Source organism: Streptosporangium sp. NPDC020145 (genome assembly GCF_040631275.1).
Taxonomy (GTDB): domain Bacteria; phylum Actinomycetota; class Actinomycetes; order Streptosporangiales; family Streptosporangiaceae; genus Streptosporangium.
In genome coordinates this window covers 108,350-122,056 of record NZ_JBEXZT010000014.1, presented here as the reverse complement: position 1 = coordinate 122,056, position 13,707 = coordinate 108,350, and the positions used below count along the sequence as shown (strand labels likewise).

Annotated in this window: 13 protein-coding genes; 10 read left to right on the top strand and 3 right to left on the bottom strand. The window is 70.5% G+C overall.

From position 1 onward, the window contains the following. Positions 1-7 precede the first annotated feature (7 nt). Entirely contained in the window at positions 8-514 is a 507-nt protein-coding gene (locus ABZ463_RS24655) for a DinB family protein (protein WP_362779351.1), read from the bottom strand. A gap of 159 nt (positions 515-673) precedes the next feature. On the opposite strand from ABZ463_RS24655, the gene ABZ463_RS24650 reads away from it, so the two are divergent. From ABZ463_RS24650 to ABZ463_RS24640, 3 genes are all read left to right on the top strand, one after another. Then, positions 674-1,219: a DUF4262 domain-containing protein gene (locus ABZ463_RS24650; protein ID WP_362779348.1), complete on the top strand. Its 546-nt coding sequence runs from the start codon at positions 674-676 to the stop codon at positions 1,217-1,219. Then, on the top strand, positions 1,195-1,449 hold the full coding sequence (locus tag ABZ463_RS24645) for a hypothetical protein (RefSeq protein WP_352014234.1): 255 nt from the start codon (positions 1,195-1,197) through the stop codon (positions 1,447-1,449). The genes ABZ463_RS24650 and ABZ463_RS24645 overlap by 25 nt, the downstream gene beginning before the upstream one ends. A 132-nt stretch (positions 1,450-1,581) precedes the next feature. After that, positions 1,582-3,447, top strand: a complete 1,866-nt coding sequence (locus ABZ463_RS24640) for a potassium transporter TrkA (protein ID WP_362779344.1) — start codon at positions 1,582-1,584, stop codon at positions 3,445-3,447. A 467-nt stretch (positions 3,448-3,914) separates the two neighbouring features. Here ABZ463_RS24640 and ABZ463_RS24635 read toward each other — a convergent pair whose 3' ends face one another. Together ABZ463_RS24635 and ABZ463_RS24630 are read right to left on the bottom strand one after the other, a co-directional pair. Further along, positions 3,915-4,535 (bottom strand): hypothetical protein, encoded by a 621-nt coding sequence (locus ABZ463_RS24635; RefSeq protein WP_362779341.1) that lies wholly within the window; start codon positions 4,533-4,535, stop codon positions 3,915-3,917. Then, positions 4,450-5,577, bottom strand: coding sequence for an alpha-amylase family glycosyl hydrolase (locus ABZ463_RS24630; RefSeq protein ID WP_362779338.1), 1,128 nt, complete (start codon positions 5,575-5,577; stop codon positions 4,450-4,452). Before ABZ463_RS24630 ends, ABZ463_RS24635 begins: the two co-directional genes overlap by 86 nt. A gap of 107 nt (positions 5,578-5,684) precedes the next feature. On the opposite strand from ABZ463_RS24630, the gene ABZ463_RS24625 reads away from it, so the two are divergent. From ABZ463_RS24625 to ABZ463_RS24595, 7 genes are all read left to right on the top strand, one after another. Next, positions 5,685-6,092, top strand: coding sequence for a hypothetical protein (locus tag ABZ463_RS24625; protein WP_362779335.1), 408 nt, complete (start codon positions 5,685-5,687; stop codon positions 6,090-6,092). Positions 6,093-6,401: 309 nt separating this feature from the next. After that, positions 6,402-8,669 (top strand): protein translocase subunit SecD, encoded by a 2,268-nt coding sequence (gene secD / locus ABZ463_RS24620; RefSeq protein WP_362779332.1) that lies wholly within the window; start codon positions 6,402-6,404, stop codon positions 8,667-8,669. A gap of 124 nt (positions 8,670-8,793) precedes the next feature. Next, positions 8,794-8,994, top strand: a complete 201-nt coding sequence (locus ABZ463_RS24615) for an EF-hand domain-containing protein (RefSeq protein ID WP_362779329.1) — start codon at positions 8,794-8,796, stop codon at positions 8,992-8,994. 596 nt (positions 8,995-9,590) lie between these two features. After that, positions 9,591-10,706 (top strand): aminotransferase class I/II-fold pyridoxal phosphate-dependent enzyme, encoded by a 1,116-nt coding sequence (locus tag ABZ463_RS24610; protein WP_352014240.1) that lies wholly within the window; start codon positions 9,591-9,593, stop codon positions 10,704-10,706. Then, entirely contained in the window at positions 10,703-11,764 is a 1,062-nt protein-coding gene (locus tag ABZ463_RS24605) for a cupin domain-containing protein (RefSeq protein WP_362779325.1), read from the top strand. Before ABZ463_RS24610 ends, ABZ463_RS24605 begins: the two co-directional genes overlap by 4 nt. Then, on the top strand, positions 11,761-13,281 hold the full coding sequence (locus ABZ463_RS24600) for a hypothetical protein (protein ID WP_362779322.1): 1,521 nt from the start codon (positions 11,761-11,763) through the stop codon (positions 13,279-13,281). Before ABZ463_RS24605 ends, ABZ463_RS24600 begins: the two co-directional genes overlap by 4 nt. Beyond that, positions 13,278-13,691: a nuclear transport factor 2 family protein gene (locus tag ABZ463_RS24595; RefSeq protein WP_352014243.1), complete on the top strand. Its 414-nt coding sequence runs from the start codon at positions 13,278-13,280 to the stop codon at positions 13,689-13,691. Before ABZ463_RS24600 ends, ABZ463_RS24595 begins: the two co-directional genes overlap by 4 nt. The last annotated feature ends 16 nt before the right edge of the window (positions 13,692-13,707 follow it).

Genomic DNA, 13,707 nt, shown 5'->3' with positions numbered 1-13,707 from the left:
CGGGGGGTCAGCCCATGCTCTTGGCGCCGTCGAGGGACTCGCGGATGATGTCGGCGTGACCCGCGTGCTGGGAGGTCTCGGCGATGAGGTGGAGCAGGACCCGGCGCACCGACCTGCGCGCGTTCGGCGGGAACCACGGGGCCTGCGGCAGGGGATACGAGACGTCCAGGTCGAGTGTCGCGACCAGCTCGTCGGTCGTGCGGGCGACCTCCTCGTAGGCGGCGAGCAGGCTTTCGAGCGTCTCGCCGTCGAGCATGCGGAACTGGCCGGTCCAGTCGGTCTCGTTCATCGTCATCGCCTCGGGGTCACCGGTCGCGAAGCGCATCCAGCGGGCCTCGACGTTCGCCACGTGCTTGATGAGCCCGCCCAGGCACAGCTCGCTCACGGTGGTGCGCGTCGCGGCCTGCTCGTCGGTGAGACCGGCGACCGTGCCCCGCAGGAAGGCCCGGTGCGCGCTCAGCGTCTCCAGCAGGTCGGCGCGCTCACCGGTGAGGGTGTCGTTGTGGGTCGTCACGGGTGGGCCCTTCAGGTCGTCCAGCGGGGCCCGGCGGGAACCCTGCTCCGACAGATTAGGGGCCGCCACCGACAGTTTCGCGAGGCCGGGACACCCCCACACGCAACCTTGGCAAGCCCCTCAAATGCGGCAGACCACCTGACCACTACGCTCAGAGGCATGTTCGACCGGCTCATCTGCCAATGTCCGCTCTGCGCCGCGCACGACGAGGAACTCGACGAGTTCGACCGCGGCACCGTACGGAGGGTCGAGCGTGACGGGTGGGCCGTGGTCATGGTCCCCGAGGACGAGGACGGCCCCGGGTGGGCGTTCACCGTCGGGCTGTGGCACACCTTCAGGTCGCCGGAGGCGGCCATGTTCGGGCTGGACGTCGAGGTGATGCGCCGCTGCCTGAACACCCTCGCCGACCGGGTCGCGGCCGGTCACCTGATGGCGGACGGCCAGGAGCGGGACGACGTCATCAGGAACTACCCGGTCGTCACGCGTACGGTCGACCACAGCTGGTACCGCTCGCTGTTCGGTGTGGCGCTGCGTTTCTACCGCAGGCCCCCGCTGTCCTTCATGGAGGTCGTCTGGCCGGACAGGGCGGGCCTGTTCCCCTGGGACACCCAGGCGACGCCCCGGCTGCGTGACCTGCAGCCCTCGCTGTGGCTGCCCAGGGACGACCATCCCCCGGGGCCGTGGACGAAGCTCACGACCGGCTGAGGGACGCGCCCCGCGTGGTCAGGGCGAGTTCACCCACCGGCTCCGAGCCCGGCACGGTCGTGCACACCGGCGGCCCGGAGCCGATCCTCGACGGCCGGCTCGGCCGGACGTTCGAGGCCGTCGGCGCGCTCTCGGCCGAGGACGGCGCCGGCCTGATCGCCTGCGCGACGAGCCGTCCCCGGCACGTCGACCTGCGGCGGATCGTCGTGCTGCCGGCCCGGCGGCCGTAAAGCTCCGGCCCCGCCCCGGCACGGCACGAGAAACACGGAAAACGCGCTATATTTCATGAATTTGCGAACACCAGAGCGACATGCAACTTTTGTGCGATTGTTGGTCCGGTGTTCACCTACGGGGAGGGGTCCGTGTCAAGGCCGACGGTCCGGGAGCGGTTACGGTACTGGTTCGACAACACCATGTCGCGGGGCACGGTGGCGTTGATCGGCTGGCTGGCCCTCATCTCGCTGGGGCTGATCGTGCTGGTCAGCCTGCTCAGCCTGTGGCTGACCCCCAAGGACGCCGCGCGCAACAGCGGTCTGCCCGGCATGCTGTGGGTCTCGCTGATGCGCACGCTGAGTCCCGGCAAGGTCGCCAGCGACACCGGAAGCATCCTGTTCGTCGCCCTGATGTTCATCGCCTCCATGGGTGGCCTGTTCATCGTCAGCGCCCTGGTCGGCGTGCTCTCCAACGGGCTCAAGACCAAGTTCGAGCAGCTGCGTGAGGGCAGATCCCGGATCATCGAGAACGGCCACATCGTGGTCCTCGGCTGGTCCGAGCAGGTCTTCACGATCGTCACCGAGCTGATCCAGGCGCACGCGAGCGGCAGGGGGTCGGTCATCACGGTCCTCGCCGACCGGGACAAGTCCCGGATGGAGGACGAGATCCGCCGTCACGTGGGGGACCTCGGCAGGACCAAGCTGGTCTGCAGGACCGGGCGGCCGACCGAGCCCACCGACCTCGACCTGATGAACCTCGACGCCGCCCGCTCGGTGGTCGTCCTGTCCCCTCAGGGCGACGACCCGGACGCGCACGTCATCAAGACGCTGCTCGCGCTGGCCAAGCGGGCGGGCGACCACCCTCCCGTGGTCGCCGCGATCGCCCGCACCGCGAACATGGCCGCCGCCCGGCTCGCGGGCGGCCCCGACGTCCACCTGGTTGACTCCGACGACACCGCCTCCCGGCTCATCGTGCAGTCGTCGAGGCAGTCGGGCATGTCGGTCGTCTGCATGGACCTGCTCAACTTCGACGCCGGAGAGATCTACCTGCGCTCCGACCCCGACCTCACCGGCCTGACGTACGGCCAGGCGCTCCCGGCCTACCGGACGGCCACGGTCATCGGGCTGCGGGGCCCCGGCGGCGTCATGCTGAACCCGCCGGCGGACACGGTGATCACCGCGCGGGACGAGGTCATCGTGATCGCCCAGGACGACTCGCTGATCCACCTCGCCGAGGGCGGCGCCGAGGCCGACGAGGAGGCGATCGTCGAGGCCCCGCACGTCAGGCCCGGCCCCGAGCGGACGCTCGTGCTCAACTGGAACGGCAGGGGCCGCCAGGTCGTCCACTACCTCGACGGCTACGTGGCACCCGGTTCCGCGCTGGACATCGCCTCCGACCATCCGGACGCCGCGATCCCCTTCGAGGGGCTGGCCAACCTGACGGTCAACGCCAAGGAGTGCGAGACCACCGACCGCTACGCGCTCGAATCGCTGGGCCTGGGCGTCTACCAGCACGTGATCGTGCTCTCCGACGACCGCTACCCCGCCGAGCACGCCGACACCCGCACCCTGATGACGCTGTTGCAGCTGAGGGACATGCAGACCGCGCTCGGCGAGCGGTACTCGATCGTCAGCGAGATGCACGACGAGAACAACCGGAGCCTGGCCGAGGTCACCGAGGCCGACGACATCGTGATCAGCGACACGGTCATCGGCCTGCTGCTCGCCCAGCTCGCCGAGAACCGGCACCTGGCGGAGGTGTTCGGCTACCTCTTCGACTCCAGGGGGTCGGAGATCTACCCGCGCCCGGCGACCCGGTACGTCCGTAAGGACACGCCGGTCGGCTTCGCCACGGTGATCGAGTCGGCCAGACGCCGGGGTGAGACGGCGATCGGCTACCGGCTGGCGGAGCGGGCGAACGAGGCGCCGCACTTCGGCGTCGTCCTCAACCCCGACAAGTCCCGCCCGGTCACCCTCGGGGAGGGTGACTCGGTGATCGTCCTGGCCGAACGCTGAGGCGTCCCCGCCTGGCCGTGGCGTGGTTGAGCGTCCTGGCCGGGAGCCGAGGTCGTCCTCGGCTCCCCGTGGGCGCCCGGCGCCCGGCCAGGACCGCCGCCGTCATGGCCGGCGGCACGACGAGCGGGGAGAGGTGCGGAGGGGTCACGACGACCCCGCCGGTGATCCGATTCAGGCGAATCCAGTGGCCATTCAGCGGCTTTACCGAACTTACGGTCATAAAAGCTGATATGCGGAACGGGCACCGGGCCGCCGGGGAGATCGACGGTCAGGCAGTGATCATGAAGGCCAGGCCCAGCAGGACGACGACGGGGATCAGCCACACCACGGCTTCGACGGCGAACTCCTTGTACACGGTCAATTTCTCCCTTTAAGTCCCACTAAATCCATAAATCTGGCCATGCGAAGCATATGCGGTCCCACGGGTGGCCCCGCACCCGGCCCACGACGGCCACCTCCCGCAGCGGTCAGCTCCCCTTGGCCGAGGCGTCCTCAAGGGGCTCGTCGGGCGCCGACACACGCAGCCAGCGCGTGCCGTACGGCTCAAGCGTGAAGCTCACCCTCCCGTCGGGGGGCAGGTCGAGCGTGCCGTCGACCAGCAGGTCGGTCAGCATCTGCCCCTCGTCCAGGCCGTCCAGGACGAACTCGGCCCTCGCCTCGCGGTCGGCGAAGTTGTGGACGGCGACCACGGTGCCGCCCTCGGCGTCGGCCCGGTGGACCAGCACCGCCTCGTCCGCCGTCTCCAGGACCCGGTAGGCGCCCCAGGCCAGCTCCGGAGACTCCCGGTAACGCTCGATCAGCAGGGTGATCCAGCGCAGCAGCGAGTCGGGGTCGCGGCGCTGGGCCTCGACGTTGACCTCACGCGGGCCGTACGGCCCGGCCGGGGTGGAGACGGGGGTCCGCTCGGCGACGGGTGAGAACCCTCCCGAGGCCGTCCACTGCATGGGGACCCTGACCGCCATCCGGCCCTCCCCCTCCGGGTTCTCACCGAGGCCGATCTCCTCACCGTAGAAGAGCACCGGCGTGCCGGGCAGGGAGAACAGCACGCTGTAGGCCAGCGCGAGCCGCCGCCGGTCGCCGTCGAGCATCGGTGGCAGGCGCCGCCGTACCCCCCCGGCCGAAGACCTGCATGTCCTTCTCGGGGGCGAAGGCGTCGAAGACCTCCTGACGCTCGGCGTCGGTGAGCTTGTCCAGGGTCAGTTCGTCGTGGTTGCGGATGAAGGTGGCCCACTGGCAGTCCTTCGGCGGGGCGGGCCGTTCGCGCAGGGCCTCGGCCAGGGCGGCGGGACGGCCCCGGGCCATCGACAGGTGCAGACGCTGCATCCCGATGAAGTCGAAGCACATGGTGACCTCGTTGCCGTTGCCGTCACCGAAGTAGGCCATCAGGTCCGGGTAGGGCAGGTTGACCTCGCCCAGCAGGATCGCGCCGCCGTCGCGGCGGTTCATGAAGGCGCGCAGGTCCGCCAGGAAGGAGTGCGGGTCGCCGCCGGCCCCCTCGATCAGGAACGGCACCGCGTCGACCCGGAAGCCGGAGAGGCCCAGCTCCATCCAGAAGCCGAGGATGCGGGCGATCTCGTCGCGGACCTCGGGGTTGCCCACGTTCAGGTCGGGCTGGAAGCGGTAGAAGCTGTGCAGGTAGTACTGGCCACTCCCCTCGTCGAGTTCCCAGATGCTGTCCTCCTTGTCGGGGAAGACGATCGCCTTCGGGTCGAAAGGTCCTGGCTCGTCCCGCCAGACGTACCAGTCGCGCTTCGGCGAGTCCCGGCCCGACCTGGACTCCCGGAACCACGGGTGCTCGTCGGAGGTGTGGTTGACCACCAGGTCGGCGATCACCCGGATACCCCGGTCCCTGGCGGTCCGCATGAACTCCACGAAGTCGCCGAGGGTGCCCAGGCGGGGGTCGACCGAGTAGAAGTCGGTGATGTCGTAGCCGTCGTCACGGCCGGGGGTGGGGAAGAAGGGCATCAGCCAGATGCACGTCACCCCGAGACGGTCGAGATGGTCGATCTGCTGGGTGAGTCCCCTGAAGTCTCCGACGCCGTCGCCGTTGCCGTCCTTGTACGTCTCGACGTCGAGGCAGTAGACGACGGCGTTCTTCCACCACAGATCAGCAGTGTGGGTCAGTCGCATGCGCCCGCACTACCCGGGCTTTACCCGTTTATGGGGGTATTAAGTAGTGATCGTTCCCCTTATGGCGCCGGTACGGCTACGGTGGAGGCCGGACTGTGGAGGGGACCATGCGGCAGCTCAGGCACGGCGCGCCCTTCGGGTGGCTGCTCAGCCTGCTGTTCCCGCTGCTCGTCGCGGCCGGCCCCGGCGCCTTCCCCTCCCCGGCTTCGCTCACCGGTACGGCCGCCGCCCCCCGGCACTTCGCGATCATCGCGGAGCGGCGCCCGCTCTCCCAGGAGTCGTCGGCGGGAGAGCGCCCGCACCTCCCGGGGACCCTCACCTCCGCCCTGCTCTCGATCCTGGCCGGACCGGCGGGAAGCGGCGGTCACCCGGCCGTCGTCCCGCAGGCGGACTTCACACCCGCCCTGCTGCCGACCGGGCCACGACCCCGCGCCACGGGCGAGGCTCCCTTCCCATCCCCGGCACCGGGGACCGGCCCCGCCAGAGCCCCTCCGGCCACCTCCACAGGCGCCTGAGCGCCACCTGACCGCCCGGCCACACGCCGGGCGGACGACACCGTCCGGGACGTTCAGGACGGCGAAGCACCCCGGCACGTCCGGAGTGACGGCGCCGTCCGGCCCGTTCCCTGACGGTCGAACCGCCTGGGACGTCCCGGAACACCTTTCCGGGCTTCGCCGTACCCGCGAACGTCCCGGCGCGCCCGCGGATGCCCTGCCAGCGCCCTGACCAGTGCCTTTGCTCATGCCCTGGTCATGCCTCAACGGCGCTCCGGCGCACCCGCGGGCCGTAACCCAAGGACTTCTTCCAAGCCTGTGGAGGCTTCCATGTCGCGTGCCCCCGTGGTGCGCGCGGTGACGGCGCTCGCCGTCATCGCCATCTCACTCTTCGTGGCGTTCACCATGACGCCACGCCTCGGTCTCGACCTGCGCGGCGGTACCCAGATCGTGCTGGAGACCAGGGACTCCCCGACCGCCAAGGCCGACGCCGAGGCCACCGACCGCACCCTTGAGGTGCTGCGGCGCAGGGCCGACGCGCTCGGTGTCGCGGACGCCCCGCTGTCGCGTTCCGGCGAGCGGCGCATCATCGTCGAACTGCCCGGTGTGCAGGACCCGGCCAGGGCCGCCGAGGTCATCGGCAAGACCGCGCAGCTGACCTTCCACGCCGTCGAGGGCATGGCGGACGAGAAGACGACTCCCGGCAAGGGCCGGCTCGTCATCCCCGACGAGGACGGCGCCAAGCTGCTCGTCGGCCCCGCCAGGCTCACCGGGGACGGCGTCAGCGGCGCCGAGGCGGGGACGGACCCGCAGAGCGGCGGCGGCTGGTTCGTCACGCTGGACTTCCGCGACAAGGGCGGCGAGGAGTGGGCGAAGCTGACCGGCGAGGCCGCCTGCAACGCCCCCGGCGACCCCAAGCGCAGGGTCGCCATCGTGCTCGACGACAAGGTCCTCATCTCTCCGCAGGTCAACGAGGGCGTCGGCTGCCGGGTCGGACTGACGGGCGGTTCGACGCAGATCACCGGCTCCTTCAGCGTCGAGGAGGCGCAGGACCTGGCCGCGCTGATCAAGGGCGGTTCGCTGCCCGTGCCCGTCGAGATCGTCGAACAGCGGACCGTCGGCCCGACGCTCGGCGCCGCGGCCATCCTGGCCAGCGCCCAGGCCGCCGTCATCGGCGTGCTGCTCACCGCGCTGTTCATCGTGGTGACCTACCGTCTGGCGGGGGCGATCGCCACCATCGCCCTGCTCTGCTACGCGTTGATCTCCTACGCCGCGCTGGTCGCGCTCGGCGCCACGCTCACCCTGCCCGGTCTGGCGGGTTTCGTGCTCGCGATCGGCATGGCCGTCGACGCGAACGTACTGGTCTTCGAGCGCGCCAGGGAGGAGTACGCCGTCAAGCCCCGGCTGCGGCCCGCGCTCGACAAGGGCTTCCGCAACGCGTGGAGCGCGGTCGCCGACTCCAACATCACGACGCTGCTGGCCGCCGGCCTGCTGTTCTTCCTGGCCTCGGGGCCGGTGCGGGGCTTCGGCGTCACGCTGGTCATCGGCGTCGTGGCCTCGCTGTTCACCGCGATGGTCGTCACCCGGGTGCTGGCCCAGTGGGCGGTGAACCTGCCCCCGGTCGCCAGGCGGCCCAAGCTGACCGGTCTGGCGGACGTCGGCCGGGTCCGCAGGTGGCTGACCGAGCGTCAGCCCGCCCTGATGCGCAGGCGAATGCCGTACTTCCTGGTCACCGCGGCGCTGATGGTCGCGGCGATCGGCGGGATCACGGTCAGGGGGCTGGACTTCGGCGTCGAGTTCACCGGCGGCAGGCTGATGGAGTACTCCACGACCAAGCCGCTGAGCGCCGACGCCGCCCGCGAACTGGTCTCCGAGGCCGGGTTCCCGAACGCGGTCGTGCAGTCCTCGGACGAGGGCGTCTCGGTGCGGACCGGCCGGATCGGCGAGGCCGAGCAGGCGCGTATCGAGACGGCGCTGGAGGGCGGGGGCGGTACGGTCACCAAGCAGCGTGACGAGCTCATCGGCCCCAGCCTGGGCGAGGAGCTGCGCAGGAACGCCATGATCGCGCTCGGTGTCGCGCTCGCCGCGCAGCTGGCCTATCTGGCCTTCCGGTTCCGCTGGACGTTCGGTCTGGCGACGGTGCTCGCCCTGGTCGTGGACGCCGCGGCCGTGATCGGCGCGTTCGCCTGGCTGGGCAAGCCGATCGACGGGGTCTTCCTGGCCTCGATGCTCACCGTGATCGGTTACTCGGTCAACGACAAGGTCGTGGTCTTCGACCGGGTCCGCGAGCTGTGGGGGGCGCGGCGCAAGGCGCCGTTCGCCGAGGTGGTCAACACCGCCATCCTGCAGACCGTGCCCCGTACGGTGAACACGGGTCTCGGCGCGCTGTTCATCCTCGGCGCGCTGGCCGTGCTCGGGGGTGACTCGCTGACCGACTTCGCGGTCGCGCTGCTGATCGGCATCGTCGTCGGCACGCTGTCCTCCGCGCTGGTCGCGGCGCCGCTGGCGATCGAGTTCGAGCGGCGTGGCAAGGCGGCGCCGCCGCGCCCCAAGACCACGCGGAGCCGTACGAGGGAGGGGTCGGGAGCGGTCCTCTGAGCCTTCTCAGGACGCCCGGGGCGGGGCCCGCGCCGAGGTTCGGCGGGCCCCTCCTCGGGGAGGGGACGGGCCGCTAATGTGCTGGGAATCCGGTTCCCCCCGACCTCTGGAAGGCAGACACACCGTGGCGGAAGACTACGCGACGACGTTCAGGATCATCGATGTGGACGGCGACGGCCTCATCTCGGCGCCCGAGCTCGCACGGCTGATGGAGGTGCTCGGTCAGCCGCTCACCCCTCAGGGGGCGGCCGAGGCCGTGGCCAGGATCGACCGGGACGGCGACGGCCTCATCTCCCTGGAGGAATTCGCCGGATATCTCGGCTGATTTCTCCCGTTTCTCCTCATCGAGGGCCGTGGGGGCCGTGACGGCCCCCCGCCCGACCTTCCGCCATAGTCGCCGGACATTTACCACTTCAAGTGGATTTATCCACTAATACGCCGCCTGAATAGATGAAATTCGGTGGTGCATCGGCGATATGGCAAAGCATTCGCTCCTGCCCTTGCGGGCTATTGACTCTCCATTCACGACCTAATAACTTAAAGTAGCCAATGAGCTTCATAATGTAGCGATGAGGTGAGGTTCAATGCGTCACACGGTCACGTCGTCCGCCCGCTCACGGCACGGCCCATGAGCACCGTGCCCCCGGAAACGCCCCCCTGAACGCCTTTTCCGAGCACCGTACGCACCACGAAAGACTCCCACACGCACACCCGGTTCAGCTTTCCAGCGTGAGCTGACCCCAATCCTGCGCAGCGGATCGGTCGTCCCCTCGCCGGCCTCCCGCCGACTCACCGCGACAGCGCGGAGCCAGCCGGAGATTCCCAGGCATACGACCGATCGGTCTCCAGGGTCCTCCATCCGGCTTTCTCCGCAGGAGGTGAGACATGGCCGGAGGTCTCGCACGTGAAGTGATCCGGTCGATGCGACCGACGTTCCCCACGGCGCCCCGCCGGGAACGCCACGACCTGGTCAATCTGAGAGACAACGAGAATCCCTTCGGCGGACCGCACCGCCACTATCCCGACAACGGGAACGACGACCTGGTCGCCGCCTACACCCGCGCGCTCGACGTCGTCGAGCCCGTGCCCGACGGCCTCACCCGCCCCAGGTGGCGGTGGGGGCCGGAAAGCGTCCTGATCACACGAGGCGCGGCCGACGGCCTCGACCTGGTCTTCAGGACGTTCTTCGAACCCGCCTCGGACGCGGTCGCCGTGACCCCGCCCAGTTTCGCGCTCTTCGACGAACTGGCCACGGTCTACCGGATCGCTCGCCTGCCCGTCCCGTTACGGGGAGAGCGGCTCGACCGGCTCGACGTCGAGCGGCTCGCCGCACTCCCGGTCAAGGGCGTCATCCTGTGCGACCCGGGCAACCCGACCGGCACCTGCCTGGACCGACGGGACGTCCTGGCGCTCCTTGGGTCCTTCCACGGCCTGGTCGTGATCGACGAGGCCTACGTCGAGTGCTCTGGGCGTGTGTCGTACCGGCACCTGATCCCCGAGCACCCCAACCTCGTGGTCGTGCGGTCGATGTCCAAGGCGCTCGGCCTCGCGGCTCTGCGTCTCGGCGCCGTGTTCGCCCATCCCGACCTGCTCACGGCGCTGCGCAAGACGCGGCTTCCGTACGCCCTGCCGGGACCGGTGGCGGCGCGGGCCGTCGCCGAGCTGTCACGGCCGACGCGGCTGCGCGAACGGATCGCGGCGTTCACCGGGGAGCGCGACCGGCTGGCGGCCGGGCTCGCCGGATGCCCGGGAGTCGGGCGTGTCTTCGCCGAGGCGGGCTTCGTCACGGTCGAGGGGGAACACGCCCTCGCCGACGAACTCTGGCGGGCCGGCTTCGACACGCTGCCCGAGCCGATGGGCTGGCCTGGGCACGTGCGCGTCTCCGTGGGACGGCCCATGGACAACACCCGGCTGCTCGCCGTACTCAAGGGGACCGCCGGTACGGCGCAGGAGCCCTCGGTCGGTGTGAGGAAAACGACGTTCCGCATGGCGCGCGGCGGGATCGCCGCGATCCGGGGGAGAGGACTCCAGGCATGAGCACCGAGACGACCACGGCGCTGTCCGTGACGACCGTCGCCCGCCACGACATCCGCGCCATCACCTCGGTCAGGATCGACGGCGACATCCACCAGCTCGGCCAGCAACGCGATTTCCGCCGCAACGACGCCCTGGCCGCTTTCCTGCCCGAGGCGGGCAGACCGTCCTTCGCCTGGGTACGGCTGCGCGACGGGGAGAGCCTGGCCGTGCACCGGCACCCGACCAAGTCCATGATCCTGGTCTGCAGCGGCTCGGTGCTGCTGCTCGGCTCCGACGAACGCGAACTGTCCGAGGGGGACGTCGTGTGTGTGCCTCCGGAGAGCGACCACGGTTTCCGCACCCGTCCCGGTGAGGAGTTCCACGGTCTGTCCGTGCAGTTCGAGGGGGCCGGTCTCTACGAGGACGGGCGCACGCCGAGAGCGAGCTTCGGCGGCTCCGGGGAGGCGCTGGCCGAGCTCGAACGCCTGAACGAGACGCTGCTCCTGCGCCACCGGGGCAACGCGCTGTTCACCCTGTTCGACAGCGGCAGGCTGACCAGGGAACCCGTGCTTCGGGCGCGTTTCCTGGCCGCTCTCTATGTGTGGGCGACCTACTTCCAGCGGATGCTCCACGCCCGCCAGGCCACCTGCTCCGAGGAGCGCCTGCGCGCGGAGTACGGCGAGCACCTGCGCGAGGAACTCGGTCACGACCGCCTGCTGCTCGAACAGTACGACGCGGGCACCGACGTCTACGACCCGATCCTCGAAGCGGCGGGAAGCTGGTTCGTCGCCCAGATGTACCAGATGGACGAGGCCCAGCGGATCGTGCTCGTGCACATGGTCGTCGAGTCGAGCGGCCACCTGTTCGGTCTCACCACCTCGGAGATCTTCCAGGAGGAGGGCGGCTACTTCGCCCTGCACGCCCAGGCGGACGACGACCACAGGAACGTCGGCAGGGCCCACCTGACGGCCCTGCCCCCCTCGGCCTTTCCCGCGCTCGCCGAGACCTGCAGGCGGGCGTGGGACCAGATGGACCTGGTCCACGAGCGCATCGCCGCCTGGACCCTGAAGGACGGATGATGATAGCCGCGACCGGGGGGCGTGTTCCCGCCCCCCACACCGGTACAGCCCCGCCGTACGCCTCCTGCGCCCCGCCCGGCGCCCGACATCCGGTGACCGTGATGTCCGAACGGATCGTGGACGTCTTCGCCGACCTGGGCTACCGCGTCGCCGACGGGCCCGAGGTGGAGGCCGAGTGGTTCGCCTTCGACGCCCTCAACATGGACAAGGGCCACTTCGCCCGCGACCGGGACCACACCTTCTACGTCGCCGACCCGTCGGACAACGGACGCGGCTGTGGCCTGGTGCTGCGGGGACACACCTCCCCGGTGCAGATCAGGCGCATGCTCTCCTCCCCTCCGCCGATCCGGATGATCTGCACCGGGCGTGTCTTCCGCCCCGACCCGCCCGACGCCACCCACAGCCCGGTCTTCACCCAGGTCGAGGGGCTGGTCGTGGACCGCGGCCTGACCATGGCCGACCTGGCGGGCACGCTCGACCACTTCGCGTCGGCGGTGTTCGGCCACGGCGTGGTGACCAGGCTGCGGCCCCACTGGTTCGCCTACACCGAGCCGTCCGCCGAGATCGACGTGGTGTGCGCCGTCTGCCGCGGCGTTCCCGAACGGGCGTGCCGTACCTGCTCGGGAGCGGGATGGGTCGAGTGGGGCGGCTGCGGGATGGTCCACCCCAGGGTGCTGGCGACCTGCGGTGTCGACCCGGCCGAGTACGGCGGATTCGCCTTCGGCGTGGGGGTGGAGCGCACGTTGATGCTCAAACACGGCCTCGACGACATCCGCGCCCTCGGTGAGACGCCGCTGCCCGAGGAGCCGCCCGGTCCGCCCCGCCCCGGAACCGTCAGGCGGGCGGCCGGGAGGGCGCTGGCCTCGGCCGGATACGTCGAGACCGTGACCTCCCCCTTCGTCGGAACCGCCGCCTGGGACGCCCTCGGCCTGGCCGCCGACGACCCGCGCAGACGCACCCTCACGCTCGTCAACCCGCTCGACGCCGACGAACCCGAGCTGCGCACCACGCTGCTGCCCGGCCTGCTGGGCGCGTTGCGCCGGGACGTCGCACGCGGCCGGACGAACCTCGGCCTGTTCGAGCAGGGCACGGTCTTCACCTCCCCGGTCCTCATGGCCCGGGCGCCCAGCGTGCCCACCGGGGCCCGGCCCGGCGAGGCCGACCTGCGGGCGCTGCGGGACCTCGTCCCCGCGCAGCCGTACCACCTGGCGGCCGCGCTGGCGGGAGAACCCCGCTGGGCTGAGCTGATCGACGCGGCCCGCACGGTCGCGGGCGCCTCAGGAGACGGCCTGCGGCTGACCACCCGGGAGGGAGGTCCTCCGCCGTGGCTGCCCGGACGCTGTGTCGCGCTGCTCGCGGGTCCCACCGTGCTCGGCCACGCCGGGCAGCTGAGTCCCGACACGGTCGGCGCCATGGACCTGCCGCCGGGAACCAGCGCCATGGAGCTCGACCTCGACATCCTCGAACGCCTCACGACCCCGAACAGCGACGATCTCAGAGAAGGTGAAAGACCGTGACCCCGGAAGAACTCGCTCACGCCTACCTTGACGGGCTCGAACGCGGCGACCTCGACGCCGTGCTCGGCCTGTACCAGGAGGGAGGGATCGTCCACTCCCCCCTGTACGGCCCCATGCCCGCGGCGGAGTTCTACCCCGCGCTGTTCGCCGACACGGGCCGCGCCAAACTGCTGCTGCTCGGCACGACGCAGGGCAGGACCGTCACCGGAGCCCCGCTGGTGACCATCTGGTTCCGCTTCGACTGGACCCTGCCCTCGGGGCAGCCGGCGAACTTCGAGTGCGTCGACGTCCTCGAACTGGCCGACGACGGGCGCGTCACGGCGCTGCACATCATCTACGACACGGTGACGGCCAGACCCGCCTTCGAGGCGGAGAAGGGCGTGGGCAGCTCCTGGCGCCCGGTCTTCTGACCGGCCCCAGGGCGCT

Coding starts and splice junctions, on each gene's coding strand:
- ABZ463_RS24630 (WP_362779338.1), bottom strand. CDS start 5,577: ATGCGACTGACCCACACTGCTGATCTGTGGTGGAAGAACGCCGTCGTC.
- ABZ463_RS24625 (WP_362779335.1), top strand. CDS start 5,685: ATGCGGCAGCTCAGGCACGGCGCGCCCTTCGGGTGGCTGCTCAGCCTG.
- ABZ463_RS24600 (WP_362779322.1), top strand. CDS start 11,761: ATGATGATAGCCGCGACCGGGGGGCGTGTTCCCGCCCCCCACACCGGT.
- ABZ463_RS24610 (WP_352014240.1), top strand. CDS start 9,591: ATGCGACCGACGTTCCCCACGGCGCCCCGCCGGGAACGCCACGACCTG.
- secD (WP_362779332.1), top strand. CDS start 6,402: ATGTCGCGTGCCCCCGTGGTGCGCGCGGTGACGGCGCTCGCCGTCATC.
- ABZ463_RS24605 (WP_362779325.1), top strand. CDS start 10,703: ATGAGCACCGAGACGACCACGGCGCTGTCCGTGACGACCGTCGCCCGC.
- ABZ463_RS24650 (WP_362779348.1), top strand. CDS start 674: ATGTTCGACCGGCTCATCTGCCAATGTCCGCTCTGCGCCGCGCACGAC.
- ABZ463_RS24635 (WP_362779341.1), bottom strand. CDS start 4,535: ATGCTCGACGGCGACCGGCGGCGGCTCGCGCTGGCCTACAGCGTGCTG.